We start from the raw sequence: 26,457 nt of genomic DNA, 5'->3' as shown, positions 1-26,457 counted from the left end.
TGAACTTTCAAGAAGTTGTCGAAACTTCATTCAAATTTCGCAATCGTATTTTATAATCATAACAGCTAAACGAATAGATAGGAGAATGAAAAATGAAACGTTTCGTAATTTTTATGTTGGGTGTTGCCATGCTTGCTGTTGTCGCGGCTTGCGGAAAAGAGGAAGACGTACCGACAGATGCAGCACTGCCTGAACCACTTGAAGTGGAATTGACTGTGCCGGAGCAAGCTGAAGCGAATGAACCAGTCACCGTGTCTGCTCTTGTAATGCAAGGCAATGAAGAAGTGGAAGATGCAACGGAAGTGGAATTTGAAATTTGGGAAGAAGGAAAGAAAGACGACAGTATCCATGTCGAGTCGACGAACGAGAAAAAAGGGATTTATTCGGCAGAAACGACTTTTGAACAGGATGGAATCTATCATGTGCAAGTCCATGTGACAGCCCGCGGAATGCATATCATGCCTGAAAAACAAATCCAAATCGGTGAGGCGGAGTTGGCAGAAGGCGACGATAGCGAATCCCAAGAATTAGGTGAACACGGAGACCATCATGACCATGGAACAACTGAAGGCTTAGCAATTCATTTCATGCAGCCAGAAGAATCAAAAACAGGATCTGAAACGGAATTAATGACACATGTACAACTTGAAGGAAAAGCACTGGAAAACACAAATGTCCGCTATGAAATCGCAGATCCTGCCGATGAAATTCAATGGGCAGAAACAGAAGAAACGAAACCAGGTGAATACATAGCCAATTATAAGTTCCCAAAAGCCGGAACGTATAAAGTAACGATCCATATCGAAAATGAAGATCTTCATGAACATGAAGAACATACGGTTGAAGTGAAATAACTTGAGAAGAACGAGGCTGTTACAGAATGTCCGAGCAACTAGGCTTTCTGTGACAGCCTTTGCGCTCTAATAACAGCGGCCGCTCATAAAGAGAATCACTGTTAAATGTTAAACTCGAATTATCCCGAAGAAAGCGTTACAATGACAAGAGTAGTAATAATATAGTTAACTTGGAGGAGTATTCACATGACAAACTATCCTGAAAAAACATGTTCCATCGAAAGACTGGTCACAATTCCTGAAGATGTACAAAAAGTGCTTGAAGGTAAAAAGTGGGCAACTAGACGAAATGGCGTCTACGCGTACCCGGGAGAAATTATGACACTTGAAGGAAAAGAGTATAGCATCGACAAACTTTACGAACAAACTCTTGGAGAACTAACGGATGAAGATGCCAAATCAGAAGGCCACGATACAGTTGAGGACTACAAACAAACCATGCTCTCCATTCACGAAAAAATGCCTTGGCTTCCACAGATGAAAGTATGGGTGCACGAATACAGCCCTGTTCAGAAATGATGTAAACCTATGAGTCTCTATTACGGAGCGGTTGTCTTTGCGCACGTAGTATCGGCTGTCATTGCAGTAGGACCCTTATTTCTACTGTTGCCGCTGATTCGTCGGCTGCGCACTGCCAAAGCAGAAGCGGAAGACATTTATCTGGCGTTCATCCGAGTGATCATCCGACTTGTCATGCATGCAGGCCACGTGTTGGTTGTGACAGGCGCCTTGCTCATTCTGTTCGGTCCGTGGCCATGGCATAGTTCCTGGGTGATCCTCACGCTAGTTATCATGCTGCTGTCTGCTGTCTTTCTGGCAACTGGTTTTTCATCTGTTCTGAAAAGATTCCATGAATCCGGCATGGATCGACATATGATCCTCAACAAATTACGTCGCACTGCATGGATTTATATTGGATTACTCATGATCATGTTATGGTTAATGGTACAAAAACCATCCATTTGGTAAAATTACATAACGCATAAAGAGATGTGTATAAAGTTGCACATCTTTTTTTGGTGAAGCTACTGTTTGACAGTGAAAAACGCAGCGAATATGATGGGATATAGTAGCTTTTTTGAAAGGAACGATTGGAAAACTATGAAAATGAAAATACTTGGACTGTTGACGATATTCGGCATATTGCTGACAGGCTGCAGTCAGAACGAAAGCAATGAAACGCTGAAAATCGGCACAACAGAAGGAATCTATGCACAAGTGGTTGATAAAGCGTTAGTGCCGGCTTTAAAAGAACAGGGCTATAAAGTGGAAGTTGTAAAATACGGCGATTTGATTGAACCAAATACCGAACTTGCGGAAGGCGAAATTGATGCGAACCTGTTTCAGCAAAATATTTATCTAACTCAATTTAATGAAGAATACGATCTCTCCATCGTGTCGCTTTCAGAGGTTCCAAGTGTAGGTCTTGGATTATACTCGAACTCCATCACATCGATTGATGATATTCCAAACGGAGCGTTAATTACAATTCCGAATGATGAACTTGGCACAGCCAGAGCACTTCGTTTCTTGGAGCAACAAGGTTTGCTGGCATTAGATTCAAATGCAAATGCATTCGACGTTAACGAACAGCAAATCGAAAATAATCCCAAAAACCTGCAAATTCAACCAGTCCTCACCTCTCAGCTCATTGCATCTTTAACGAGTGGAGACTTGGCGGTCATTCCGGATAATTACATCATTGTCAATGAAATGGAATTGGCAGACGCACTCGCTGAAGAAGAACTAAACGAAGAATTGAAATACGTGTTGACAGTAAAAGAAGAAGATTTGGACAAGGAATTTGCTGAAGCTTTAAAAGAAGCTGTACAGTCGAAGACCTTTAAAAAAGCAATAAAGGATGAATTTCAAGGTTTCGGTGAATGAAGCAACGGTATGGCGTCTCTACAGTGATGTAGGGGCGTTTTTTATTTATTAAAATGGGGTAATCGGATTATCGTTTGGAAAATCTAATAATTAAATTTTTACTCGAAGCATCCATAAATCGGATAATGGTGTGGAATACATTAATATACTTTTTCACGTTCCGTCATATAAATTTTGCTACTAAATATTATGTTTCTTGGCTTGTCATTTTAATAAAACGCCTTTTTGAGAACTAACCATTTGATAAATTATATCAAGGTTTGAATTTTATTATAAATTGGATATCTATATTCAGGTAAAAAGACTTGGGAGTTAGATTGAAAAATTACTCCCTTCTGTTTATTTCAATGTTTATTATGCTGACACTTATTTTGAGTAGCGAAAATTAAAGATAAATACATAAATTATACTTGAATGCGGTTGAGATTAATGCGTGTATTTAGTTACAATATTCTCATAAAAACACTTTAGGTATCTAAAATGTTTATGTTGCTTAATGAAATGAGGGATTTTTATGCTAGCAGAGCGAATGAATGAGATTTTTCAAACATTAGATCAGATAAACTACGCATTGCTACATCACTATGAGGAAGTGCTTGAGCATAAATTAACACCGAAGCAATCCTTAATTATCGAGCATGTAGAGCAGTATGGTGCTTTAACGGTCAATGAACTGGCTGAAAAGATGAATGTGACCGCAAGTGCAATTAGTCAGTTACTAACTAAATTAGAGAAGGAGCACTATATCGAGCGCTCCATTAATCCTAACTCAAGACGTGAAATCATCGTAACACTTGGCATGAAAGGTAAAGAACTTTATGAATTATATGCAAAAGCAGATGAGCAAATTGTATTGACATACTACGCTAAGCTAGATGATGAAGTAATTAATCAATTAGAACAGGCAGTGAACAAGATTTATGAGGTCATTTTAGAAGAACAAGTGAAAGCGAAGGGAGAGTAATCCCTATGAATTTGGTTTATTTAATTATTGTATGCATCATTTGCATTCCAGGCATTTATTTTATGTATCAGTCAGAAAAAATTCATATAAAGGAGGATGATGTAACAGATAGACAACGATTAATAGCACATTGCTTATCAGCACTTATCTTTTCAATGTTGGGTGCTTATGCTGTTCCTAAGATTAATGTTGTTCAACAAATAGAAATTAGTCAAATTCTATTATATGGTTTGGGTCTAGGTGTTATTTGCTCAATTGGCCATTTATTGTTTTATTATATGTATTTAGTACCGAGATTGACAAAAACAGACTATATGGAGATTGAAACACATTATGCGAATACAGGAATCTTAAGTCGTGTATTTTATGGTGGAATTTTAGAAGAAGTGATGTTTCGATGGGGCTTACTTAGCTTATTTATTTGGTTATCCCAATTAATGAATATAAATGATCGTGTTAGTATATTATTTGCAATTTCTATTTCAAGTATCTTATTTGCCATTGTCCATTTACCATCTATTAAACTTGTTGCCTCGCAACCAAAACCTCCTATGTATGTGTATACGGTTGTTGGTAACACTTGGGTTGGGTTTTTCGCTGGGGTAGCCTTCATTCAAGGGGGGTTATTAGCAGCTATATTTGTCCACATGCTTTTCCATTTAATATGGTGGCCGATTCAAAATCGTGAATATGTTAAGTTACATAGCAAATAAAGGTACAACAAACTAGGAGACGAACTTTTAATTTGATAGTTTGTTCTTTCATTCAAAAGGCCTTATGTTAAAATCGGACATTTAATCTATCGAACTTTTTCTGAATTAAAATTGATTTTGATATTAGAAAAAGAGTCTATTTATTTTGATCTAATTTTGTCTAAATAGGCTCTTTCCGTTTCCTATAAATAAGGAAACGGAAAAACATCGAGACGTTAAAACAAGAAAGTCAATGGTATAGATGGATACGCTCAACCTACCTAATCTAAAAGTAATGGATACGAAGGAATTTGAAAATGATCACCGTTTTCTGGTGGAATCTACACCCCCCTCTCCTTCACATTGTTCAAAATTAAGTTTCATGTCGTTAAATTGACAAACGAAGCCTTGGAAGGAATACGAAAGGCCAACCGCCAAAATGTGTCAGCCAAAGATCGTAGGCAACTCATGAGAGACCGTTATGTACTTCTAAAAAGACGAAAGACCTTAATGACTTTGACGACTAAATAAAATTGCAAATATGGACTGATATGTTCCCTTTACTTGGTCAATCGTATGAGCTAAAAGAGGATTTTTTGATATCTTTGATATCTATGAGGCTGGGTCAATCAACGAAACCTAAGAACTTTATCAAAACTGGTTATAAAATGTATCTAAAGCATTGATGAATTACTTTGAGGATCTGATAAAAGCAATGAATAATTGGTAGGAAGAGATATTTAACTATTTCAATTCTCCAATTACAAACGAATATACAGAATCCTTGAATCATTTAATTAAGACAATGAACCATGTTGGTCGTGGTTACTCTTCTGAAGCCCTTAGAGCAAAGATTTTGTTCACACAAGGCTATCGTAAAGTAAAAAAGAAAAGGAAATTTAAAGAAATTGAAGTTACTTTCGGTAAAATGTTACCTGATCAATTTCCGAATTGGTCACAAACTGGTTATGAATAAGTGCATGAAGAAGTTTATGGTGCTGATTTTCCACACTATTTTCCGATTACCCTAATTTTTTTATTTAGTGATTGCGGATACTGTTTCCTGCTAAAATATCATTCTTGTAACTTTGACATATAGGCAAAAGCGTTTTTAAGAAACGTTCTTTCTTCTCCAGTAAAGGGATTTAGTATATTAGGTTCGTCATATTGGTCCATTGAATTTATTTCCGCTGTCTCTATCTTTGATAAAGTTTGGTTAGAAAGTGCAACCAACTGTTTGATAAATCTTAGCGCTTCATCAGATTCAGGATTTGTTTCGTTCGCTACAAGTTTTTTTAAAGCCATAAATAATGAGAAGTACCCTTTATCTAAAACTACTCTTTCTTCACTTCTAAAATTGTGAATAGAGTCCTTGACTTGACTATATTCATTAAGATTTTCCTCTTCAAAAAGAATTGAATGAATAATAAAGCAAAATAATTTTGCATCTATTTTTTCATAGCCTGAGATTATAGTTTCCATATGATTCAATTGGTCAATAGTCTGATGAATTCTCTCTTGTTCCGCAATAAGTTCCCTTTTTTAAAATGCAATTGAGTGGCTAAGTTGCTGTTCTTCTATACAATTGGATTCTAATAAATCTGCGATGTCTTTAAGCGAAAATCCTATGAATATAAAAGATTGTATTTTTTGTAACCGTAAGAGGTCATCAAGACTGTAAAGTCGGTGTCCTCCTTCTGTGTAATCACTTGGTAATAGCAACCCAATTTTGTCGTAGTATCTAAGTGTTCGTATGGTAACGCCTGTTCGCTTAGCTAATTGTCCGATCGTCAACGTATCACCTGACATGTGAATACCTCTTTTCTATATTTTCTTCTTTGCTTTTAATGTAGGGAATGGCTGGATAATAATATGTTTTTTGAAAAGCTATTCGAATAATAGCATACATGATTATTAATGTTTCTATAGCTAATAAAGCGTATTTAACCCACGCAGGAAGAAGACTGCTGATAATAAATAATGGAAATATCGTCAAATGGAAGTTAAGAGCTTTCCGACTTGATTCACAGTAGTATAAATTTTTCTTCCTTGTCATTAAAAACATAATAAGGGGAGGTATTACACCAAGAAGCAGCGAGACTACAAGCATTAATTGTACTGAAAATATTTCCTTTTTTAATGGTTTATTCATTTTTTTCACCTTTCTTATCTTTACTTAAATATAAGTATAAAAGGTGACGTGGGTAGAGTATCAAGGAAATATAGTTTTAATTTTTCTACATGATAATGCGTTTGTGATCTCATGAAAACAAAATTGTTATTATTGATTTTCCACACGATAATCCGGATACCCTTAAAATTTAATGGGTATATCCAAAAAGAGTAAAGTAGAGCAATTCAAATAAACAAATTAACACCTAAAGAGCGGGAGAGCTTTCCAATCGAGTTATTGTTGAAAACCTTTGTCGTTCTAATTTTATTCTTAAAAAGAGGGATAAGGTATAAAAAATCCGAATAAGATGGCAATGTTTTAAAAAGGGAGGGATAGATAATGGAATTAACATCAGTAGAACTCATAGGGGAAAGAGTACGGATTTTACCAATGGAAATTTGCCACGTACAAGAATTATTTGAGGCGGGAAGTAGTCCAGATATATGGCCGTATATGCCCAAGAAGATTCAATCGATTGAGGAGATGGAATGTCTAGTGAACGAAGCGCTTCTAATGAGGAAACAAGGATTCGAATTTCCCTTTGTTATCCGCGATAAGTATTCAGGTGAAATTGTGGGAAGTACCCGCTTTATCAGTATATCCGAACTGAATCGTAACTTGGAAATTGGTTGGACTTGGCTGTCTCCAACGGTTTGGCGAACGAGAGTGAATACAGAGTGTAAGTACCTCCTTTTAAAACTCTGTTTTGAAACACATGGGACTATTCGTGTTCAGTTAAAAACAGATCGTCGTAATGTAAGATCTCAGCAAGCAATTGAAAGAATTGGCGCAGTAAAAGAAGGAGTGTTTCGGAATCATATGGTTATGCCTGATGGCTATGTAAGAGATTCTGTATTTTATAGTGTAATCGACCAAGAATGGTTGTCAGTAAAGGACAGATTGGAACGTATGCTACTTCCATAATGATATAGTTCAAATCAATTTATACAATTATATGGCTCAAAGCATTTGGTATCTCTTCTAGACTAGACGAGATGTCACTATTTTTATTTAATAAATTAACAGTTTGTCAAACGATAATTATCAGAATTATAAGTACAATTAATTATTAATTGAATAATGCTTCTATTAAAGGGAGGTTTGTTATTTTGAAAGCTTTGTCCATGTCTGTCAACGGTTTGAGGTTGAATGAAAGGATACAATCGATGGCAGAAATAGGGAAAATCGGGTTGACAGGTGTTTGTCGACTTGCCCATTCGCCAGAGGATAAGGAAGGAGTGTTACAAGTAAAGAAATGGATGGATTCCATTGGATTGGTAACAACTATTGATCACTTCGGGAATTTAATTGGAAGAATGAACGGAATCGCTAATGACGAGCCCGTTTTGATGATTGGTTCACATATTGATTCACAACCTTATGGTGGGAAATACGACGGGGCTTTAGGGGTGCTTGGCGCATTGGAAGTACTTCAAACACTTCGTGAACAAAATATAGAGCCCAAAAGACCAATTGTGTTAGTCGCTTTTGCTGACGAAGAGGGATCGAGATTTAATAAAGGATTATTTGGTGTGAGAGGGATGTTGGGTAAGCTGGAAGAAGGGGAGTTGGATCGACGTGATAAAAATGGAATGACAAGACGGGAAGCATTGATTGAATTTGGCTGTGATCCTGAAAAGTTTCATGAATCGATTTATGATCCTGCAAGGATAGCTGCATTTTTAGAACTTCATATCGAACAAGGTCCTGTTCTAGAATCGAAAAATGAACCGATTGGGATTGTGACTGGAATTTCAGGTCCGTTGTGGATGACTGTTGAAATAGAAGGAGTCGCCGGTCATGCTGGATCAGTTCCAATGGGGATGAGACAAGATGCATTGGTCGGTGCGGCTAAAGTCATTGTAAAATTAAACGAGTTAGCACAAGAAATCCCCAAAGCGCCGACTGTCAGCACAGTAGGAAGCCTGCAAGTGTTTCCAGATTCACGTAACATCATTCCTGAAAAAGTCACTTTCACGGTAGATTTGCGCGATGTCGATGAGGCAAGGAGAGATAAGATTGAATATGTATTACGACAAGAAATAGAAAAAATAGCAAATGAACATAGCTTAACTTATACAATTAGCGAAGATACCCGCAGTGAGCCCCGCTTCTGTAATGAAAATATCCTGCATATTATGAAAGAGGAAAGTGAAAAAATGGGCTTAACTCCACCAGAATTAATGAGTGGACCTTTTCATGATTCCCTTGAAATGTCTTATGTTTGTGACTATGGAATGATCTTTGTTCGCTCTAAAGATGGTATTAGCCACAATCCAAAAGAATACAGTTCGCCTGAGGACATCGCTTTAGGAGCAGAGTTGCTTTATAAGACTGTTTATAGAATGGCTTGTCAATAAACATTGGTTATATTTAAAAAATAGCATAAACGGAGGGATTAAATGAGTAAGAAAAAGTTTACAACTATTTATATCTTGACCGTTACAATTCCTTTTTTACTATTAATATTCCCGTTGTATGAAATAGCCAATCGAGCCACACCAATTATTATGGGGCTACCATTCTCTTTTTTTTTCATTATTCTATTCATCTTACTTACGTTTGCAGCAATTCTAATTTTGTATAAACTCGATCCTGATAATGCCTTGGAAGAAGGTGAAGATTAATGGAGCATTGGCAAATCGCATTATTCATTATGATTGGATATTTAGTTATTGCTTTAATTGTTGGAATATTGGCAGGGAAAGGACAAGATTCCAGTTCTTTAGAAGAATTTGCTGTCGCGGGTGGAAAATTGGGATTGATTGTAATGTGGTTCCTGATGGGTGGAGCAGTCTTTAGTGCTTTCTCTTTTCTAGGTGCACCTGGATGGGCTTATGAAAAAGGAGCTCCCGCTTTTTATATCATTACGTATACTGCATTTGCCATTCTTCCATGGTATATCATTGGACCGAAGATATCTAAGATTGGAAAGAAATATAATCTTTATACACTCTCTTCATTTTTAAAGTTAAGATATCAAAATAAATTACTGGGCGTTGTTGTCGGCTTGATTGCTTTATTGGCCTCCATTCAATACTTGGCAACACAGCTTACAGGAATGGCTCATATATTCAATATTATGACAGAAGGTCGAATTCCGTTTTGGCTTGGAGCGCTTGTCTCTTATGGAATTGTAGTTATTTATGTAGCAACCGGCGGATTACGAGCAGCCGCTTGGTCAGATGTATTTCAAGGATTATTAATGATTATCATTTCATGGGTTGTCGGATTGGCAATTGTCCATCAATTACATGGTTCGGTTGGTACAATGTTTACAAATATCGCTTCGGAAACTCCTGAATTCTTGGAGATAGGAAAAGAAGGATCTAATATGGGGAAAATACCGTATACCACCACCATCTTAGTATCTGTCATTGGGTTCCTCATGTGGCCGCATTTATTTACAAAGTCTTATGCATCAGGTCCTCGCGTTATTAAGAAAACCGTTTTGGTCTATCCGATATTCGCATTATTCTTAGTACCCCTATTACTTGTCGGATTCGCCGCTAAAGGAATTGTAGATGCGAATGCTATTGAAAGTGCTGATCAAGTACTTCCTTTCTTGATAACAACCGTTATGAATCTTCCAGGTTGGGTCTACGGATTAGTCGGTGCGGGGGCGCTAGCAGCGGCCATGTCATCTGCAGATGCCATTACACATAATGCGACACTCGAAACAACGGATGGTATTATTCGTGCTATCTTCAAAAATATATCTGATAAAACGGCCTTAGTTATTATGCGCATAGGGGTATTTGTCATTGGAGGATTGGCATATATCATCACGATCTTTGGAGGACAAGGATTAATTGTCTTACTTCTCGGGGCATATGGAGCCATTGTTCAGTTTGCGCCAGGAGTCTACAGCGCCCTGTATTGGCGGCGTGCAACGGCCACAGGTGTTGTAAGTGGAATAATTGTAGGAGCAATCTTAAATTTCTATTATCAATTGGTTGCTTCATCAACACCATTTGGGATTCATGCGGGGATTATAGGATTGATTGCAAACGTCCTGGTAATGATCATTGTAAGTTTACTTTCGAAGCCAGCCGGTAATGAAGAAGAAGATGTGTATCTCCGCAGTTAATCAAATTACAAAATGTTAACATTCTGAAAGGGTGCGTTATTATGTATGCAGATATTATATTTATTAATGGAGAAGTGATCACAGTCGATGGTAATGAGTCCGTTCAGGAAGCCGTAGCTGTAAAAGATAACCAGATTGTAGGAGTAGGAAAGACTGTTGAAATGAATGGATGGATCGGTGAGGGAACTAGGGTAATAGATTTAGATGGAAAATCACTTCTTCCTGGCTTTATAGATGCCCATTTGCATTTGACCATTTTTGGTACCAACTTACTTGGCATCAACTGTCAAGATCCTCATATTCAATCATTGCAGGATTTATATACTGAATTAAAAAAGAAGGTAGATCAGACCCCAGTCGGCGAATGGGTTCGTGTTACAGGTTTTAATGAACATACAATGATGGAAGGGCGCTTTCCTTCCAAACAAGAGCTGGATGCTATATCGACTCAACACCCTATTGTCATTATTCGAGTTTGTAATCATACATCTATTGCAAATAGCCGGGCGTTAGAGTCGGTAGGTTTTACGAAAGAATCCAAAGACCCGGAAGGTGGAAAGATCGAACGAAATTCAAATGGTGAGCTAACGGGGAAAGTGCTGGAAAGCGCCCATATGCAACTCTTTAATGAAGCAGATTACAGCGATAAGGAAATTGAAGAAGGATTTAAGTTGGCATCAGACACATTCGTAAAAGCTGGTATCACAAGTGTACATGATGCGGGTAGTTATGGTTGGGGACCAAATGTTTTGCATTTAATGAAAAAGAGTATTGGTTCTGGCGATGTAAAAGTACGAGTGTATGCTATTGTCGGCTCGCTGACAGATTCCAAGGCCTTCATTCGAAGTATGATAGATGACGGGGCTGTAACTGGAGATGGTGATGAATGGTTTAAAATTGGTCCAGCTAAACTCTTTACGGACGGCAGCAGCACAGGACCTACTCTTGCTACAAGAAAACCCTATGATAGTAATCCGTCAGATTGCGGAATTCTTTATTATAGTCAGAAGGAAATAAATGAAATGTTGGGAGAAGCACATGAAAAAGGATATCAAATTACTGCGCATGCTCAAGGTGATCGCGCAATTGAAATGTTGTTAAATTGTATTGAAAATGTATTGGAAAAACATCCGCGAAAAGATCATCGACATCGTATAGAACATGCCGGAATTGCTAGTCTAGACCTGCAAGAACGTATGAAGGAATTAGGTGTTGTTGCGATACCAAATCCAGCTTTTGTTTATGTGAATGGAGATTCCTATATAAACAATTACGGTGATCGTGTAAATGTAATGTATCCGGCAAAAGATTATTTGGAAAAAGGGATTCCTTTTGCTTTCGCTTCAGATACGCCTGTCATTACGCATAGTCCGCTTCTTGGCATACATGCTGCGGTCAACCGGAAGACTAGCACCGGGCAAGATATAGGGGCTAATCAAAAGATCACTGTTCAGGAGGCGATAAAAGCCTATACGTATATGGGAGCTTATGCTAGTTTTGAAGAACAGCGAAAGGGAAGCATTGAAGTTGGAAAACTTGCTGACTTAGTTGTCTTAAATGAAAGTATTTTAGCAGTTGAATCAGAAAGTTTGAAAGACTTATCCGTTGAATTAACAATGATTGACGGAAAAATCGAATATGAAAAGTTGTATATTAATGTAAAGTAGATTTTGATCGTTTGAGCCTTTACTTACCGTAGGTCCTGGAAAAAGGCTCAAAAATAGTTAAGAGGAGCTGTCTGAGAAGTCATTTTATTTGGCCTTTCAGATTGCTCTTTTTTGTATGCAAGAAGGATTTTGTTTAGTGTAGTTCTGGATTAACTATTGGCCGGGAGATTGTTGAAGTTCGTTGGAAACTCTTTGAGATAGTCTCACCTTCTCTATTAATTATGGCTACACCAGTTGCTATTTAGAAGTTACAAAATGGCTAGGAAGTTATAACTTTCTAACACACTATGTCTAATATTTTAACAATCCTTGTAGGCTATACTAGACTAAATGGATAGCAAACAAAAGGAGATGGACAAATGTTTAATTTTCCAGTAGAAACATTTTGGTGGTTCGTTCCATGGCCATTTATATGGGTTGGGTTGGCTTCAGTCCTCTATTTTAAACTTAAAAAGGAAGATGACCGAGAAGAGAAGCAAAAATAGGAAAATAAATAGTGGATAGGGAGGGATTTAATGAGTATTGATGGTATTATTTTCATCGTTTATTTAGGTGTTCTATTATCAATCGGTTTATGGTTTTCGCGGAAGTCTGCTGCATCGACGGAACAGTACTTACTTGGTGGAAGATCTCTTGGACCAGCCGTGACCGCTATGACGATGCAGACTACTGCGATGAGTGGTTTCATGTTTATGGGAGCGCCTGCTATGGCATTCAAATATGGCTGGTATGCCATCTGGTATGCAATTGGAGATGCCGGGGGATCGATTATAAATCTTTCTGTTTTAGGTAAAAGAATGAGAAGAATGTCTGAAATTTTGGGAGCGCTTTCACCAATTGAGTATCTAGAGAAACGGTTCGAAAGTGCCAGCGTTCGTGTTGTGGGATCGATCATTTCGATCGTCTTTTTATTTGGTTATGTATGTGCACAATTCATTGCTGCCGGAAAGGCAATGTCCACTTTAACAGGTTTTAGTTATGAGCTTTCTCTTATTATCGGAATTAGCGTCATCATCATTTACACGGTTGCCGGGGGCTATTTGGCTGTTGCCTATACATCTTTTGTTCAAGGTCTCATCATGGTGTTCGGTGTGGTCGGCATCGGTTTCCTAGCTTACTTCCACGTAGGCGGATTGACTGGTCTTAATGCTTCTTTAAAGGCTCTAGATCCTACGTATTTAAGTATTTGGGGTAAAGACTTGGCGTATTATGGTCAATGGGGCGTTGTGCTTGGAGCTGTCCTAATCTATTCAATCGGTTATATGGGGCTTCCGCATGTAGTGGTTCGCCATATGTCGATGAAGAGTACAAAGACTGTTAAAGGGGCAATCATGATCAGTGCTATTTGGAATCAATTCTTCATTTTTGTTCCATATATCCTAGGTCTAATTGGGATCATCTTGTTGCCGACCATCGCTGATCCGGAAATGATTATTACGGAATTAGCGTATACTTTGTTCCCAGGTATTTTTGCGGCACTCTTACTCTCTGCTATTATGTCAGCGGTCATGTCGACTGCGGATTCCATCCTTATGCAAGCAGGTTCTATTCTTTCACGTGACGTCTATCAACGATTCATCAACAAGAATGCAAGTCAAAAAACAATGATTATCGTATCGAGACTGTGCATATTAATGGGTGGTATTGTCGGAGTAGTCGTTGCTATCTATGAACCGCCTTCCGTTTTCGCGTTGGTCTTATTTGCTTTTGGAACATTAGGAAATGCGTTTCTCGTACCTTATGTCGCTTCGGTTTATTCAAAAAAAGCTAATTATATTGGGTGCTTATGTGCAATGATTGGAGGGGCAGCAACGAATATTCTTTGGACTTCTACGGACCTGGAAGCGACTACAGGGCTTCATCCATTTTTAGCAGGTCTTATCGTATCACTTTTAGGTATGATCATTGGAAGCCAGTTCGGTCGTCGTCCATCAAAAGAAATTCAAGATGCTTTCGAGAAATCAAGACAAAAACGTTTCTTTTCAAAAGAGTTCGATCGAAATATTGCACGTGATTTGGCTCCGGAAGCAAGTATCTTGTCACAGTTCTTATTGAAAAAATAACGTACAGGAGTAATTTATTATGAATGCTATTCTAACGCAAGAAATTGTTTTTAATGAAGAAGAAGTTTTGCAAGGTTTGCAGCAGTATGAAAAGGAAATAGAGTTCCGTATTCAGGACGTAATTTATTATCCATATTACTTTTTTGAATTTCAAGTGAGTGCGAAAAGTTTGCTGAAATTTAGGGGAAAGGCGGCTTGCACAGTGGATGGACTTGGCGGTCGGGGTGCTATGGTCGATATCCAGCCGGTGTTTTACCAGCGGCAAATTGCTCCGGAACAGGCCCCGCCTCTCATTATCAATGAAAAAGAAGCCGCTGGTATTGCAGAGAAGTTTGTTTTCGAAAATGCTTCAACAAAAGCAAAGTTTGTCACAATGCCCAAAATATCAGAAATTCACCGAACGCTCTTTTATCGGCCGTTTTGGTTAGCGGAATTTGAGATGGCAGATAACTCACCGGGACACCTAATAGTGGATGCGGTTAGTGGGAGTTATCATCCTTTATAAAATAGGACCTTATATTTTTGAGTAGGAAGCACGGTAGGGGTTCAACATGTAAACAAGATTCGAATTCTTTTATACAGCCACGATTTGCGTAAAATATATGTGTGGAGATTGAATGAGTCAAGTTATGGTCCTCAGTTGATTTGCGATAATAGCTACTTCTAAAGCTACACGATTTAATGGAGACATGAAGTCTTTTCCAAGTATGGATTCAATTTTGTTTAGTCGGTGATACAGTGTTTGCCGAACGATAAACAGGCGATCAGCGGTTTCTTTTTTTGAACCTCCGCACTCCAGATAAATTCGGAGTGTTTCTAATAAATTGCTATCGGTCTTTTTGTCATATTCGATAATAGCATGTAGGTAATCTTCTACATAATGATCAAGATAACCTTGATTCTTTATTGATAGAAGGAGCCTATAGATGCCAAGATCTTCATAGAAATTACTCTTAAATGGGAGTGTTTCTTTAATAGCCAAAACTTTTTTTGCTTCTGCATAACCTTTTTCAATAAGTGTGAAGTCATGATGGACAAAACTGATACCTAGTGTATATGAGCGACCATGCAAAAAGTTATCGTCGTTCAAGTCGGTAATTTGTTGTGCGATTTGTGAAAAGCGGTCGGTGTCTTTTGCACTGGGATCTGCTGCTATAAATGAGGCAATGATAGAAATTTCATTTTTATTCACAGTGAGAGCTGGAAAGAAACCATTTCGTTTGAATAGCGAACGAACAGCCATCGATTGCTGCAAACGAATTTCTTCCCAACTGTGCTCATCCAAAATGGACTCATGCGTATTCAGTTGGATGACAAAGATCCGATAATGCAAGTTCCGGCTATTAGTGGGTAAATGGTATTGAACTTCCTCTTGCTCAACAGGACGACCGTGCAGTAAATTACGGACAAGTTCATCTTCATTATGTTGTTTTCTTTCTTCAATTGTACGGTCTCTAAGTGATATTTGAGCAATTGCAAGAGAAGCCCGATCTAAAATTAAAAAAGTGAACTCATTGGAAATCGACTGTTTAAGTTGGAGGCAGACATACCCTAATGTTTGCCCAAGCCCATTGACAGGTGAGATGGCAAATAGACTTGTCCCGACTAAAAAAACATCTTGTTTTGCGCTTCGTGTCGATGTTTTTATTAAAAGCTCTTGTATAGGATGTTCCCAATTAATCGCTTCGACCGGATAATAATAAGATTTGGCGTTATCAGCAATAAACAAAACATTTTGTTTAAAGAAGGAATGTAACTCCTGCAGAATCTTTAACGTTCCATTAGGCATTAGACTTAACTGATTAAACCGTCTGGATAATGTATCAATTTTTGAAAGCATTTCATAGTGATGGTTAATCAGTAGTGTATGGAGATCTTGGGTGATATCAACAAATTTAACTGTTTTCTCAAAAACAATGATGGGGAAGTTTTGTTGGTCGGCTAGTTCTATAATTTCTTTCGGGACTTCCTGATAGTGAATCCCTTTTTCTATGCAAATACAGGCAACGTCTGTTTCGATCAGTTTTTTTATATAGTGTATATGTGTTGGTAAATCACGCGGTAACTCAATTCCGGTCGTTAAGATCAATTCACCACCATTGATTAATGAACCAAAGTCTCTCACTTCTAAAACATGGGACCACTTTACTTGACGATCCAATCCATTATTACCAGCGGCTACTCTTGCATGTTTAAATGAGTCGCGAGCTAAGACATCGCGAACAGTTAACGAAAGTTCATTCATCAAGTTAAGACCTCCATAATGTGAAAAATATATAGTGACAATGTTACACTATGTAAAATGAAAGTAGTCTAAAAAATTAGTAAACTTGTAATTGTAGTTTAGCTTATGTGCGACTATTACGCAAGGTACTGAGAACAGGAGGAAGAAAGATGAATACAACAGCAATTGAAAAGAAAACGCTTTCGAACTTTATTGATGGACAATGGGTTAAATCAACTACAAAAATATATGAAGAAGTGCCAAACCCTGCTACAGGAAAAATTATCGCAGAAGTGCCCATTTCAACGACCGAAGATTTAGAAAAAGCGGTTATGGCGGCGAAAAAAGCTTTCACTTCTTGGCGAAATGTTGCCGTTCCGCAAAGAGCGCGAATACTATTTAAATACCAGCAGCTTCTTATAGAACATTGGGATGAGCTGGCGAAACTAATTACTGTAGAGAACGGAAAAAACTACGAAGAAGCTTATGGCGAAGTCCAACGTGGCATTGAATGTGTAGAATTTGCAGCAGGAGCCCCAACGCTGATGATGGGTTTTCAACTCCCCGATATTGCTACTAATATAGAATCGGGAATGTACCGCTATCCTCTTGGTGTGATCGGTGGGATTACGCCATTTAACTTCCCTATGATGGTTCCTTGCTGGATGTTCCCGCTGGCGATTGCAGCAGGCAATTCATTCATTCTTAAACCGTCCGAGCGAACGCCGCTTCTTGCCAGTCGTTTGGGAGAGCTTTTGCAAGAAGCAGGTTTACCAGATGGCGTGTTTAACATAGTTCATGGGGCGCACGACATTGTCAATGGAATGCTAAGCCACGCGGATATCCCTGCTATTTCATTTGTAGGATCACAACCGGTTGCCGAATACGTATATAAAACAGGAACAGCGAATGGCAAACGTGTGCAAGCGCTTGCTGGAGCTAAGAATCACACGATTGTCATGCCAGATGCGGATATGGATCTAACCGTAAAAAATATAATCAATGCAGCATTCGGTTCTGCCGGAGAAAGATGCATGGCTTGTTCGGTAGTTGTAGCAGTCGGAGATATTGCAGACGAGCTTGTGAGCCGTTTAGTCGAAGAAGCGAACAACATGACTATTGGAAATGGTTTGGATGAAGGAATCTTCCTCGGACCCGTTATCCGTGATTCACACAAAGAGAAAACACTCGCTTACATTGAGTCGGGTGTCGAAGAAGGAGCCAAGCTGGTCCGCGATGGTCGAAAAGATCAATCCTCTTCTGAAGGAGGTTATTTTGTAGGTCCGACAATTTTTGAAGGGGTTACAAAAGAAATGCGGATTTGGAAAGAAGAAATTTTCGCGCCCGTCCTTTCGATTATTCGAGCCGAGACACTCGATGATGCAATTTTACTAGCTAATCAGTCGGATTTTGCAAATGGAGCTTGCTTATTTACGGACAGTGCAAAAGCTATTCGTCAATTCAGGCAAGAAATGGATGCAGGGATGCTTGGTATAAACTTAGGCGTACCTGCACCGATGGCATTCTTCCCATTTTCCGGCTATAAGAAGTCATTTTATGGTGACCTCCATGCTAATGGTCGAGATGGTATTGAATTTTTCACACGTAAGAAAATGTTGACAGCACGTCATTCTTAACAATAATGGAAGGGGAGTTTTGATGGCTACTGCAAAGGAACAGACGAATTCATTAGTGGAAAAGGACCGGAATAATATTTGGCATCACATTTCTGCATATAATGAAAAGAATCCACCGATGATTGTAGAGAGCGGAGAAGGTGCTTGGATCAAAGATCATCAGGGCAAACGCTATTTGGACGCCATGTCGGGGTTATGGTGTGTAAATGTCGGGTATGGCCGCGAGGAACTTGCGCAAGCGGCTTATGAACAAATGAAAAAGATGTCTTATGTGCCGATGTCTCAGAGCCATGAACCAGCGATTGAACTAGCAGCGAAACTGAATAAAATGCTCGGTGATGATTATAAGATTTTTTATTCGAATAGTGGATCAGATGCAAATGAAGTCGCATTCAAGTTGGTCCGCCAGTATCATCAGCAAAACGGAGACCATTCTCGATATAAATTCATTTCTCGTTACCGCGGCTACCATGGAAGCTCGATGGGAGCATTGTCAGCCACAGGGCAGGCACTTCGAAAGTTTAAATATGAGCCACTAGTGCCAGGATTTTTGCATGTGGCGCCTCCGGATAATTATCGAAAACCTGCTGGTCAAACTATAGAAGAGTATAATATTCAGCGAGCATTGGAGTTTGAAGAGAAGATTATCTGGGAACAGAAAGAGACAATAGCAGGGATTATTATGGAGCCCCTTATTACAGGCGGGGGTATCTTAATTCCACATCCGGTTTACGTAGAAAAAGTTCAAGAGATCTGTACTCGCCACGGTGTCCTCTTGATAATTGATGAAGTGATTTGTGGATTCGGAAGAACAGGAAAACCATTCGGTCATCAGCATTTCAATGTGAAGCCAGATATTATCACGATGGCAAAAGGTTTAACGAGTGCCTACCTGCCGCTATCTGTGACAGCAATCCGTAAAGATATATACGAGAAGTTCGATACGGGTGAAGAGAATAGCCATTTACGTCACGTCAATACCTTCGGTGGGAATCCGGCTGCTTGTGCGGTGGCTTTGAAAAACTTAGAAATTATAGAACGTGAAAATCTTATAGATCGATCAGTAGAACTGGGAGATCGTTTGCACAAAGTGCTTGCTAGTTTGAAAGGTCACCCATTTGTAGGCGATATTCGAGGTTTAGGTTTCTTATTGGGGATTGAGCTTGTCGAGAACAAGGACACAAAAGAACCTGCGACCAATGCTCGAATCGGTAAAATAATAGGTGACTGTAAAACAAATGGGCTAATCGTCGGACGTAATGGAGATACGGTGGCTGGCTTCAACAATGTTCTCACACTCTGTCCGCCGCTTTCTTGTACGGATGAGGATTTTGATTTCATCGTCTCTGTGTTGAAGAAAGTATTCAAAGAAAATGAGTAATTAGTTAACTCGATTAAGAAGTACCTCCCTGCTTTTATAAGTACGGGGGTACTGTTTACGACGCACCATACGGCAACCAGACTCATGTACGATGTGAAGATTACGATAATGGATTAGAACCTGTGTTTGAGACAGGAAAAGAATACTCATCTTATTGTGGGAGGAATGTCTATGCTGATCGGTGTGCCAAAGGAGATTAAAAGTAATGAAAATCGTGTGGCAATGACACCAGCTGGAGTATTTACTTTGCATTCGGCTGGCCATGAGGTAGTAATTGAAACAGGAGCAGGTCTTGGATCTAGTTTTACTGATGAAGAATACATTCAAGCGGGTGCAAAAATTGTCCAAGAGGCCGCCGAGGCATGGGGAGCAGAGATGGTTATGAAAGTGAAAGAACCCATTCCTTCTGAATACCGTTATTTCCGCAAAGGATTACTAGTATTCACGTACTTGCATTTAGCATCTGAGGTTGAGCTGACTAACGCTCTTTTGGATAACAAAGTGATTGGTCTCGCTTATGAAACAGTACAACTTCCAAACCGCTCTTTACCGTTGCTAGCGCCAATGAGTGAAGTGGCTGGGCGTATGGCGACACAAATTGGGGCTCAGTATCTTGAAAAGACAAATGGTGGAAAAGGCATACTGTTATCGGGCGTGCCGGGTGTACCACGTGGTAAAGTCGTTGTCATTGGTGGAGGACAGGCTGGAACGAATGCTGCTCGCATTGCAATCGGTATGGGCGCCCAAGTAACAGTTCTTGATTTGTCGGTAGATCGTTTACGTCAGCTAGACGATATTTTTGGCAGCGATATTCAGACGTTAGTTTCGAACCCGTTCAATATTGCAGAATCTGTAAAAGAAGCGGATCTTGTCATTGGAGCCGTGTTGATTCCTGGAGCAAAAGCACCAAAACTTGTTTCAGAAGTGATGGTGCAATCGATGAAACCAGGTTCCGTGCTAGTGGATATCGCTATTGACCAAGGAGGAATTTTTTCCACATCTGACCGGGTAACAACTCATGATGACCCGATCTACATTAAGCACGGAGTGATCCATTATGCTGTTGCTAATATGCCTGGTGCGGTGCCGCAAACTTCTACAATGGCATTGACCAATGTGACGGTACCGTATGCACTTCAAATTGCCAATAAAGGTTGGATGCAAGCACTTCTTGATAATACATCGCTGCGAACAGGCTTAAATACCTTAAACGGGAAGATAACATGTTTGGCCGTTGCACAATCTCAAGGATTGAAATATGTATCCCCAGAGTCTCTATTGGCAGGGGAAGACTTGGTTATAAATAAATAAAAGTAGATAATAGTCCTATGAATCATAACTCAGCTGATTGGCAAATTCTTAAAACTAATTTGACATATCAATTTGATCCTTTCATGTTTCTATAGGTCAAACCTCGGGAAGTATTATACTTGAGGTGAGAACCATGGGAGAACTTTTAATCATACTAATAGTATTAGGAATACTAGTGATCATTGGTCAAGTATTGCTGTATTTAAAACGCTTTGGAGATAAAAGAGGTGTATGGATTCAAAATATACTTCTGAATTTACTGATTGGCTTTATATCGTATACATCCTTTCCGGATAACTATACTGCCAGTAAAATGATTGCGTTGGTGCTCTTTGCAGCAGGAGTAGTAGGCTTTATTATGAGCATCGTTGGGAAAAAAACGACTATGGGTGCGAAGCTGTTGATATCGATTTCTGTAATCGGCGGATATTTATTTTTAATCTTCAGCATATGAAATTAAAAGGCTATCACTGAAATTTTCCAGTGATAGCCTTTTTATCATTTCACAAGTTCTCGTTTCAAAAAATCAACTTCTGGATAATAAGCATCTTTCACAAGCAAATTCGGTCCAAGACAGCGGACAGCAGGGCAGTGACAGCTCACACTTTTTGCAAGTGGATGTTGTTGCCATCGATCATACAGTTCAGGCAAATGATCCGTCTGAATATTTCCAAGAGGTGGTACATCGCCAAAATCTGTGACAATTACATCTCCCGTGAAAATATTAACATTCAAACGAGAGCGACCGTCCGGATCATTGCGCACAGTGACATTTTTGCTGGCTGCAAGTTTTGCAAACAACTCTTGATCACGGGCGTCTTGACTGCAGTTGTAGAACGGCAATGTTCCAAATAACATCCAGGTATTTTTATCGCGATAGGAAAGAAGATCTGTGATGGCCTGCCGTGTTTCGTCGAGTGAAAGTACGTCTAGAGAAGAAGCGAAATCACTTGGGTACATAGGATGTCTGGTATCTTGCATCTTAATCAAGCCCTGTGTTATCATGTTCCTATACATTATATCACAGGAGCTGGTCGAAGTATGATTACACAAAACAAACTTGTGGCAATCTATGTTCGTAAGTCTCGTCTAAAGAATGATGACTCAATGGAGATATCTAGACAGATTGAACTTCTTATAGATTTTGCAAACAAGAACAATATGCAGTATAAAATTTACCATGAAGAAGGCAGCTCAGAAAATTGGAATAGAATAGAACTCCAAAAGATGTTGAGAGAAGTTAGAAATGACAAGTATGATGGTGTACTGGTTACAGAGCAAGATCGAATATCTAGAGATTCAACTGATTTTGGTTTATTTAAACGGATATGCATCGAAGAAGGATTAATGTTCTATACGCTAAATAAAACCTTCGACTTTTCCAATGACGACGATAACTTTATGACAGGCATTACAGCTGAGATGGATAACCATTTTATGAGAGTGTTAAAGAGGAAAATGATGAGAGGGAGAGTACAGGCATTAAATAGTGGCGTATACTTTGGGATACCTCCTTATGGATATAACAAGTCTCAAACAAAACCTAAGATACTTATTAAACACCCCGAGCAGTCAAAAGTGGTTGAAATGATATTTGATATGTATGTGAATAAGAAGAAGAATCAAGAGGAAATTGTTCGACATCTTAATCTCCTAGGACATAAAACTAATGAAAATAAACCATTCACAAATAGAAGTATTTCTATTATTTTGAAGAATGTTGCTTATATTGGAACAGTATATTACAAGCTTGAAGGTAGAGATCCTATCATTAAAAAAGATGCTCATGAACCGATTGTGGATAAGGATGTTTTTGATGAGGCTCAAATTATAAGAAAAGAAAGACGCATTGTTCCACAGAAATCCAAAAGAGGTTCTTACCCGTTGTCAGGATTAATTGTATGTCCTAAGTGTAAAACCACATTGTCGTTCTGTATGAAATATCCCTCAAAAAAGTCAAAAGAGGAATTAAACAAAAAGGAGAGAGAGTTGTATGTATTAAATTGCCACTCGTCAAAAAGTAAGATAGCTAAAGCTAACGCTAGTCAAAGATGTTCAAATATGGGTGTTAAATCTAACAGGATTGAAGAAAAGGTTTTTGAAGAGTTAGAATCCTATATAGAAGAATTGGAACAAGAAATTGAAATTCTTATAAACGAAGGAGGCGATATATTTAGTGAAGTTGATGTGCAAATAAATGATCTAGAAAAAAGACTTAATCAATTATCTATAGAGAGGAAGCGTATTCAAGAAGGATTTAAAGTAGGGATATACGATCAGAAAGAAGCAAGCCATGAGTTAACAAAATTAGATGAAGATAAATCACAATTAGAATTCAATTTAGGAAAGCTTAAAAGTACTGATTCTAAGTCAGAGATTGAGAAAATGGAGAAATATAAAGACATTGCTACAAATATTCTAACAGGTGAGATGGAAGTAGAAGAATTAAATACAGCACTGAGAGAAATTATTGAATGTATATATTATTACAAAGACATAGCCGATAACAGGAGATTACATCCAATGTTTTTAGAAATTGTCTATAAACAGTAAATAATCAAAATACCAACATGGTCAAAGTCCCGTGTTTACGGGGTTCTTAGGAGGTCATTATGCGAATAAAATCACTCTTTTATAAGAAGATATCCTGTGGCAATTGCCAAGGTAATTTTAAAATGAAAAGAGAAGGGAGGCATAAAAAGAAGGTGTACGTATGCAGCACATATGATAACTCTAAAAAGTGTCAGAGAAATGCGATAAGTGAGGCTAAATTAGTGGAATTAGTGAATAATAGATTTAGAAGAGAGTTGACTGAAGATGAAATTAGAGAAGTAGTATCTGAAATAGTTATTTACAATAAACTCCACTTTGACATCATTTTGTCGGAAGGCAGTCCAATTTCATTTCATGAAAACGGAATTGTATTTTAGGGTGATTTCCACATGTGAAATTATTTCGGTAGGGGACTGTATGAGGCATTGATTTAATTAGATATAGAGAAATATGAATGTGAAATTTAGGGTGTTGCATTATGTATAAAAGAGACCTTTTATGCTTCTGTAAGGTCTCTTTTATTGTTATTTGTTTATGTCTGATGGCTGCATCTGATGTAGAAACTGAGCAAGCAAAAGTAATAGTTGTCGAGCATCATCTAGCGTCATTACGAGTTTATTTTCATTTGGATTACCTGTAGAGATGTCTACATGAGCCAATATCAACCGTTTAATTTCTTCTGAATGATCAATTGTCAGATGGAACTTAGAAGGATTATTATGCTCATCTAAGCTAGATAAGACAGCGGACGAAATATCTTTATCGTATATATTATAGGATACGTCTATTTTCATATAATTCCTCCCGTTTTTTATTTAATTTTTCTTTACATATTATCTCTAATCAAAATATCTAGGTGAATTGCATCTGAAATAGACAATTGACCTTTGTTATAATCCTGTAACCATTTAGGTTGGATAATTTTCTTATCAATAGCTTTCTGTAGATATGCTTGATACGCTTTCTTTAGTGTTGCTGAAGTTGTGATTAACATTCCATTCTCTCCTTTATTATTAGCGATTACGTCTTGAGTGGGTGAATTTGACGACACTGTAGGGATATTCTTACCTCCTACATAATTTACAATACCTTGTGCCGTGGATCGAGCCATCTGTTCAACTTTATTCATTAACAGATTTTCATCTTCGTCATTAGAGATAAATGCATATTCGATTAAACAGGATGCCATATTGGTTTCTCTTAGTACTGCAAAATTTGCGCGTTTCATTCCTCTGTCTCTAATTTTTAACTCATTTAAAATAGCTTTATGAACGCTTTTCTGAAACTGTATAGTTTTACTACTGACCTGTCCATTATAGATAAATGTCTCAAATCCAGAAGCTTGTTTATTTTTAGCAGAGTTATTATGAAGACTGATAAAGAAATCTGCCCTCCATTGGTTAGCTAACTTAGCTCTCTGACTTAGTGTTAAATATACGTCTGTAGAGCGCGTTAGCTTAACTGTATGACCTGCTTGCTCAAGTAGAGTTTTAAGTCGTAAAGCTACTTTTAAGACATTATCTTTCTCATTAGTGTATTTGCCACCAGCTCCTCCATCCGATCCTCCATGCCCCGCGTCAATTACTATAAGAGCCATTATTCAAACACCTCATTCTCAGGATCGTTATAGCATTCCTGACACATCATTTCACCATTGTAGTTGTCGATTATTTTAATTTCTTTTGTACAGATTACGCACTCAGTTTTATTCATGTTATATCCTCTCCTTTCTATATTTAATTTTCCTTATGAATTAGCTCTAATCAGAACGTCTAAATGAATAGCATCTGAGATACTCAACTTGCCACTCAAATAGTCTTGCAACCATTTGGGCTGAACAATTTTACTATCAATAGCTCGTTGAAGATGCTCTGTATAAGCTTTCTTGAGAGTTTCAGAAGTAGTGATGAGTGTACCTGTATTTGATTCGTTATTAGCAATTATATTTAGAAGAGGAGAGTCAGATGCTACTTGTTTAGGTGGGGATTTTACCAATTTACGCAAAGTATCAAATGTAGCATTTCCAGCATACCCATCTACGTTTAGTTTCTGTCGTTTTTGAAATACAGCAGTAGCATTAATAGTGTTCTCCCCTCTGAAGCCATCTTCTTTTAAGTTGAACGGAGCCGTCTTATTGAGGAGTTGCTGTAATTCTAGTGTATTTGGATCAAATACATATGCAAGTGGATTAAGAGTATTAGAATAGTTACTCCTATAATGCCCATTGAATAACTCGAAATGAAGATGACGACTTGTACTAGAACCTGTATTTCCCATTATCCCTATAAGTTGTCCTTGTTTGACCTTAGCTCCTTGTTTCACATTAAATGTCTGAAGATGAGCGTAAACAGTCTCATAAATCTTTCCGCGAATAGTGTGCGTAATCATAATTACATTTCCATAACCAGCCATACTTTTTGCAATTCTAACTATTCCATCGGCTGCTGAAACTACATCGTGACTGGCTAAACCTGAGTAGTCTATACCGTAGTGAAATTTATTCTTTACTCCAGTTATTGGATGAGTCCTAGACCCATAGAAACTTGTGATATGGCTTGTCGCTGGAGATATGAAATCATGCATTATCCTTCACTTCCATTACAACCAAATTTCTGATCGCTGTATTTAACTCTAACATTTCTCTAACTGTGATTAACGCTTCATCCACCATAGCGGAGAATGTCTCAAAACTTACTACTTTAGCTAGCCAAGGAAATTTTGTTAGGAAGCTGTCGTAAACTGACCTTAATTTAACTTTTCCTGTACCATTCCCTAGCTGTATCTCTGCCTGAATACAAGCAAATACTAACCATTCCCTAACTTTATCCAACTGCTTAGAAGTTGGCATCTTAATAAATGTGTATACTAATACTCCTGTTAAAGCCATTGCAGCAACAAAAGCCAATAGTACGAACCAATTATCGATAAATAATTCCATCTAAATCTCTCCTTTTATTAAAC

Annotated in this window: 30 protein-coding genes and 1 pseudogene; 22 read left to right on the top strand and 9 right to left on the bottom strand. The window is 38.2% G+C overall.

Going from position 1 to position 26,457, the window contains the following annotated elements; translation table 11 throughout:
- Window positions 1–92: 92 nt before the first annotated feature.
- The 8 genes from MKY93_RS12970 (at window position 93) to MKY93_RS12940 (ending at window position 5,373) form a co-directional block, all read left to right on the top strand.
- Window positions 93–854 (top strand): FixH family protein, encoded by a 762-nt coding sequence (locus tag MKY93_RS12970; RefSeq protein WP_078818108.1) that lies wholly within the window; start codon window positions 93–95, stop codon window positions 852–854.
- A gap of 186 nt (window positions 855–1,040) precedes the next feature.
- On the top strand, window positions 1,041–1,373 hold the full coding sequence (locus tag MKY93_RS12965) for a hypothetical protein (protein ID WP_078818107.1): 333 nt from the start codon (window positions 1,041–1,043) through the stop codon (window positions 1,371–1,373).
- A gap of 9 nt (window positions 1,374–1,382) precedes the next feature.
- Window positions 1,383–1,823 (top strand): hypothetical protein, encoded by a 441-nt coding sequence (locus MKY93_RS12960; RefSeq protein WP_078818106.1) that lies wholly within the window; start codon window positions 1,383–1,385, stop codon window positions 1,821–1,823.
- Window positions 1,824–1,955: 132 nt separating this feature from the next.
- Window positions 1,956–2,741 carry a MetQ/NlpA family ABC transporter substrate-binding protein gene (locus tag MKY93_RS12955; protein ID WP_340759422.1) on the top strand — a complete coding sequence of 262 codons (786 nt, stop codon included), beginning with the start codon at window positions 1,956–1,958 and terminating at the stop codon, window positions 2,739–2,741.
- Window positions 2,742–3,270: 529 nt separating this feature from the next.
- Window positions 3,271–3,705 carry a MarR family winged helix-turn-helix transcriptional regulator gene (locus MKY93_RS12950; protein ID WP_340759421.1) on the top strand — a complete coding sequence of 145 codons (435 nt, stop codon included), beginning with the start codon at window positions 3,271–3,273 and terminating at the stop codon, window positions 3,703–3,705.
- Window positions 3,706–3,710: 5 nt separating this feature from the next.
- A complete protein-coding gene (locus tag MKY93_RS12945; protein WP_078818103.1) occupies window positions 3,711–4,418 on the top strand; it encodes a CPBP family intramembrane glutamic endopeptidase in 708 nt (235 codons plus the stop codon).
- 342 nt (window positions 4,419–4,760) lie between these two features.
- The gene (locus MKY93_RS20435) at window positions 4,761–4,928 is read left to right on the top strand and encodes a transposase (protein ID WP_425441353.1); all 168 of its coding nucleotides are present in this window, start codon (window positions 4,761–4,763) and stop codon (window positions 4,926–4,928) included.
- 205 nt (window positions 4,929–5,133) lie between these two features.
- On the top strand, window positions 5,134–5,373 hold the full coding sequence (locus MKY93_RS12940; protein ID WP_139366017.1) for a transposase: 240 nt from the start codon (window positions 5,134–5,136) through the stop codon (window positions 5,371–5,373).
- A 98-nt stretch (window positions 5,374–5,471) separates the two neighbouring features.
- Here the strand turns inward: MKY93_RS12940 and MKY93_RS12935 are convergent, their stop codons facing one another.
- Genes MKY93_RS12935 through MKY93_RS12925 form a run of 3 tightly spaced genes read right to left on the bottom strand, consistent with a single transcriptional unit; the run spans window position 5,472 to window position 6,549 of the window.
- The gene (locus MKY93_RS12935; protein ID WP_340759417.1) at window positions 5,472–5,879 is read right to left on the bottom strand and encodes a hypothetical protein; all 408 of its coding nucleotides are present in this window, start codon (window positions 5,877–5,879) and stop codon (window positions 5,472–5,474) included.
- 60 nt (window positions 5,880–5,939) lie between these two features.
- On the bottom strand, window positions 5,940–6,206 hold the full coding sequence (locus MKY93_RS12930; RefSeq protein WP_245799513.1) for a MerR family transcriptional regulator: 267 nt from the start codon (window positions 6,204–6,206) through the stop codon (window positions 5,940–5,942).
- Window positions 6,196–6,549: a DUF4870 domain-containing protein gene (locus MKY93_RS12925; protein WP_078818101.1), complete on the bottom strand. Its 354-nt coding sequence runs from the start codon at window positions 6,547–6,549 to the stop codon at window positions 6,196–6,198. Before MKY93_RS12925 ends, MKY93_RS12930 begins: the two co-directional genes overlap by 11 nt.
- A gap of 360 nt (window positions 6,550–6,909) precedes the next feature.
- Here MKY93_RS12925 and MKY93_RS12920 point away from each other — a divergent pair, with 360 nt between their 5' ends.
- The 8 genes from MKY93_RS12920 to MKY93_RS12885 all read left to right on the top strand — a co-directional run bounded on the left by MKY93_RS12920 (window position 6,910) and on the right by MKY93_RS12885 (window position 14,895).
- Window positions 6,910–7,494: a GNAT family N-acetyltransferase gene (locus tag MKY93_RS12920; RefSeq protein WP_078818100.1), complete on the top strand. Its 585-nt coding sequence runs from the start codon at window positions 6,910–6,912 to the stop codon at window positions 7,492–7,494.
- A 200-nt stretch (window positions 7,495–7,694) separates the two neighbouring features.
- On the top strand, window positions 7,695–8,930 hold the full coding sequence (locus MKY93_RS12915) for a M20 family metallo-hydrolase (protein ID WP_340760932.1): 1,236 nt from the start codon (window positions 7,695–7,697) through the stop codon (window positions 8,928–8,930).
- 42 nt (window positions 8,931–8,972) lie between these two features.
- A complete protein-coding gene (locus tag MKY93_RS12910) occupies window positions 8,973–9,197 on the top strand; it encodes a hypothetical protein (protein WP_078818099.1) in 225 nt (74 codons plus the stop codon).
- Window positions 9,197–10,660: a sodium:solute symporter family protein gene (locus MKY93_RS12905; RefSeq protein WP_078818098.1), complete on the top strand. Its 1,464-nt coding sequence runs from the start codon at window positions 9,197–9,199 to the stop codon at window positions 10,658–10,660. Before MKY93_RS12910 ends, MKY93_RS12905 begins: the two co-directional genes overlap by 1 nt.
- Before the next feature lie 41 nt (window positions 10,661–10,701).
- Entirely contained in the window at window positions 10,702–12,327 is a 1,626-nt protein-coding gene (locus tag MKY93_RS12900) for an amidohydrolase (RefSeq protein ID WP_078818097.1), read from the top strand.
- 359 nt (window positions 12,328–12,686) lie between these two features.
- A complete protein-coding gene (locus MKY93_RS12895; protein WP_281250671.1) occupies window positions 12,687–12,812 on the top strand; it encodes a hypothetical protein in 126 nt (41 codons plus the stop codon).
- A gap of 30 nt (window positions 12,813–12,842) precedes the next feature.
- Window positions 12,843–14,390, top strand: a complete 1,548-nt coding sequence (locus MKY93_RS12890) for a sodium/proline symporter (RefSeq protein WP_078818096.1) — start codon at window positions 12,843–12,845, stop codon at window positions 14,388–14,390.
- A 19-nt stretch (window positions 14,391–14,409) separates the two neighbouring features.
- Window positions 14,410–14,895, top strand: coding sequence for a hypothetical protein (locus MKY93_RS12885; RefSeq protein WP_078818095.1), 486 nt, complete (start codon window positions 14,410–14,412; stop codon window positions 14,893–14,895).
- Window positions 14,896–15,012: 117 nt separating this feature from the next.
- Here the strand turns inward: MKY93_RS12885 and MKY93_RS12880 are convergent, their stop codons facing one another.
- Entirely contained in the window at window positions 15,013–16,635 is a 1,623-nt protein-coding gene (locus MKY93_RS12880) for a PucR family transcriptional regulator (protein WP_078818094.1), read from the bottom strand.
- Between the two features lie 149 nt (window positions 16,636–16,784).
- On the opposite strand from MKY93_RS12880, the gene MKY93_RS12875 reads away from it, so the two are divergent.
- From MKY93_RS12875 to MKY93_RS12860, 4 genes are all read left to right on the top strand, one after another.
- A complete protein-coding gene (locus MKY93_RS12875) occupies window positions 16,785–18,251 on the top strand; it encodes a CoA-acylating methylmalonate-semialdehyde dehydrogenase (protein ID WP_078818093.1) in 1,467 nt (488 codons plus the stop codon).
- A 22-nt stretch (window positions 18,252–18,273) separates the two neighbouring features.
- On the top strand, window positions 18,274–19,632 hold the full coding sequence (locus tag MKY93_RS12870) for an aspartate aminotransferase family protein (protein ID WP_078818092.1): 1,359 nt from the start codon (window positions 18,274–18,276) through the stop codon (window positions 19,630–19,632).
- Between the two features lie 171 nt (window positions 19,633–19,803).
- Window positions 19,804–20,943, top strand: a complete 1,140-nt coding sequence (gene ald, locus MKY93_RS12865) for an alanine dehydrogenase (RefSeq protein WP_340759415.1) — start codon at window positions 19,804–19,806, stop codon at window positions 20,941–20,943.
- Window positions 20,944–21,076: 133 nt separating this feature from the next.
- A complete protein-coding gene (locus MKY93_RS12860; RefSeq protein ID WP_340759413.1) occupies window positions 21,077–21,397 on the top strand; it encodes a hypothetical protein in 321 nt (106 codons plus the stop codon).
- Window positions 21,398–21,441: 44 nt separating this feature from the next.
- Here the strand turns inward: MKY93_RS12860 and yfkAB are convergent.
- Window positions 21,442–21,945, bottom strand: a pseudogene (gene yfkAB / locus MKY93_RS12855) (radical SAM/CxCxxxxC motif protein YfkAB); the annotation flags it as partial.
- 39 nt (window positions 21,946–21,984) lie between these two features.
- On the opposite strand from yfkAB, the gene MKY93_RS12850 reads away from it, so the two are divergent.
- Both MKY93_RS12850 and MKY93_RS20430 read left to right on the top strand, forming a co-directional pair.
- Entirely contained in the window at window positions 21,985–23,496 is a 1,512-nt protein-coding gene (locus tag MKY93_RS12850; RefSeq protein ID WP_340759411.1) for a recombinase family protein, read from the top strand.
- 59 nt (window positions 23,497–23,555) lie between these two features.
- Entirely contained in the window at window positions 23,556–23,873 is a 318-nt protein-coding gene (locus tag MKY93_RS20430; protein ID WP_445683491.1) for a zinc ribbon domain-containing protein, read from the top strand.
- Between the two features lie 147 nt (window positions 23,874–24,020).
- Here the strand turns inward: MKY93_RS20430 and MKY93_RS12845 are convergent, their stop codons facing one another.
- The 4 genes from MKY93_RS12845 to MKY93_RS12830 form a co-directional block, all read right to left on the bottom strand.
- On the bottom strand, window positions 24,021–24,290 hold the full coding sequence (locus MKY93_RS12845) for a hypothetical protein (RefSeq protein ID WP_340759409.1): 270 nt from the start codon (window positions 24,288–24,290) through the stop codon (window positions 24,021–24,023).
- A 32-nt stretch (window positions 24,291–24,322) separates the two neighbouring features.
- Window positions 24,323–25,093 carry an N-acetylmuramoyl-L-alanine amidase family protein gene (locus MKY93_RS12840; protein WP_340759407.1) on the bottom strand — a complete coding sequence of 257 codons (771 nt, stop codon included), beginning with the start codon at window positions 25,091–25,093 and terminating at the stop codon, window positions 24,323–24,325.
- Between the two features lie 149 nt (window positions 25,094–25,242).
- Complete coding sequence (locus MKY93_RS12835) at window positions 25,243–26,079, bottom strand: peptidoglycan DD-metalloendopeptidase family protein (RefSeq protein ID WP_340759405.1); 837 nt, start codon at window positions 26,077–26,079, stop codon at window positions 25,243–25,245.
- Window positions 26,072–26,434 (bottom strand): hypothetical protein, encoded by a 363-nt coding sequence (locus tag MKY93_RS12830; protein WP_340759403.1) that lies wholly within the window; start codon window positions 26,432–26,434, stop codon window positions 26,072–26,074. Before MKY93_RS12830 ends, MKY93_RS12835 begins: the two co-directional genes overlap by 8 nt.
- Between the last annotated feature and the right edge of the window lie 23 nt (window positions 26,435–26,457).

It is taken from the genome of Sporosarcina sp. FSL W7-1283, from assembly GCF_038003105.1.
Classification (GTDB): domain Bacteria; phylum Bacillota; class Bacilli; order Bacillales_A; family Planococcaceae; genus Sporosarcina; species Sporosarcina newyorkensis.
This window is presented reverse-complemented; position numbering and strand designations above follow the sequence as displayed.

Coding starts and splice junctions, on each gene's coding strand:
- MKY93_RS12970 (WP_078818108.1), top strand. CDS start 93: ATGAAACGTTTCGTAATTTTTATGTTGGGTGTTGCCATGCTTGCTGTT.
- MKY93_RS12965 (WP_078818107.1), top strand. CDS start 1,041: ATGACAAACTATCCTGAAAAAACATGTTCCATCGAAAGACTGGTCACA.
- MKY93_RS12960 (WP_078818106.1), top strand. CDS start 1,383: ATGAGTCTCTATTACGGAGCGGTTGTCTTTGCGCACGTAGTATCGGCT.
- MKY93_RS12955 (WP_340759422.1), top strand. CDS start 1,956: ATGAAAATGAAAATACTTGGACTGTTGACGATATTCGGCATATTGCTG.
- MKY93_RS12950 (WP_340759421.1), top strand. CDS start 3,271: ATGAATGAGATTTTTCAAACATTAGATCAGATAAACTACGCATTGCTA.
- MKY93_RS12945 (WP_078818103.1), top strand. CDS start 3,711: ATGAATTTGGTTTATTTAATTATTGTATGCATCATTTGCATTCCAGGC.
- MKY93_RS12935 (WP_340759417.1), bottom strand. CDS start 5,879: ATGGAAACTATAATCTCAGGCTATGAAAAAATAGATGCAAAATTATTT.
- MKY93_RS12930 (WP_245799513.1), bottom strand. CDS start 6,206: ATGTCAGGTGATACGTTGACGATCGGACAATTAGCTAAGCGAACAGGC.
- MKY93_RS12925 (WP_078818101.1), bottom strand. CDS start 6,549: ATGAATAAACCATTAAAAAAGGAAATATTTTCAGTACAATTAATGCTT.
- MKY93_RS12920 (WP_078818100.1), top strand. CDS start 6,910: ATGGAATTAACATCAGTAGAACTCATAGGGGAAAGAGTACGGATTTTA.
- MKY93_RS12915 (WP_340760932.1), top strand. CDS start 7,695: ATGTCTGTCAACGGTTTGAGGTTGAATGAAAGGATACAATCGATGGCA.
- MKY93_RS12910 (WP_078818099.1), top strand. CDS start 8,973: ATGAGTAAGAAAAAGTTTACAACTATTTATATCTTGACCGTTACAATT.
- MKY93_RS12905 (WP_078818098.1), top strand. CDS start 9,197: ATGGAGCATTGGCAAATCGCATTATTCATTATGATTGGATATTTAGTT.
- MKY93_RS12900 (WP_078818097.1), top strand. CDS start 10,702: ATGTATGCAGATATTATATTTATTAATGGAGAAGTGATCACAGTCGAT.
- MKY93_RS12895 (WP_281250671.1), top strand. CDS start 12,687: ATGTTTAATTTTCCAGTAGAAACATTTTGGTGGTTCGTTCCATGGCCA.
- MKY93_RS12890 (WP_078818096.1), top strand. CDS start 12,843: ATGAGTATTGATGGTATTATTTTCATCGTTTATTTAGGTGTTCTATTA.
- MKY93_RS12885 (WP_078818095.1), top strand. CDS start 14,410: ATGAATGCTATTCTAACGCAAGAAATTGTTTTTAATGAAGAAGAAGTT.
- MKY93_RS12880 (WP_078818094.1), bottom strand. CDS start 16,635: ATGAATGAACTTTCGTTAACTGTTCGCGATGTCTTAGCTCGCGACTCA.
- MKY93_RS12875 (WP_078818093.1), top strand. CDS start 16,785: ATGAATACAACAGCAATTGAAAAGAAAACGCTTTCGAACTTTATTGAT.
- MKY93_RS12870 (WP_078818092.1), top strand. CDS start 18,274: ATGGCTACTGCAAAGGAACAGACGAATTCATTAGTGGAAAAGGACCGG.
- ald (WP_340759415.1), top strand. CDS start 19,804: ATGCTGATCGGTGTGCCAAAGGAGATTAAAAGTAATGAAAATCGTGTG.
- MKY93_RS12860 (WP_340759413.1), top strand. CDS start 21,077: ATGGGAGAACTTTTAATCATACTAATAGTATTAGGAATACTAGTGATC.
- MKY93_RS12850 (WP_340759411.1), top strand. CDS start 21,985: ATGATTACACAAAACAAACTTGTGGCAATCTATGTTCGTAAGTCTCGT.
- MKY93_RS20430 (WP_445683491.1), top strand. CDS start 23,556: ATGCGAATAAAATCACTCTTTTATAAGAAGATATCCTGTGGCAATTGC.
- MKY93_RS12845 (WP_340759409.1), bottom strand. CDS start 24,290: ATGAAAATAGACGTATCCTATAATATATACGATAAAGATATTTCGTCC.
- MKY93_RS12840 (WP_340759407.1), bottom strand. CDS start 25,093: ATGGCTCTTATAGTAATTGACGCGGGGCATGGAGGATCGGATGGAGGA.
- MKY93_RS12835 (WP_340759405.1), bottom strand. CDS start 26,079: ATGCATGATTTCATATCTCCAGCGACAAGCCATATCACAAGTTTCTAT.
- MKY93_RS12830 (WP_340759403.1), bottom strand. CDS start 26,434: ATGGAATTATTTATCGATAATTGGTTCGTACTATTGGCTTTTGTTGCT.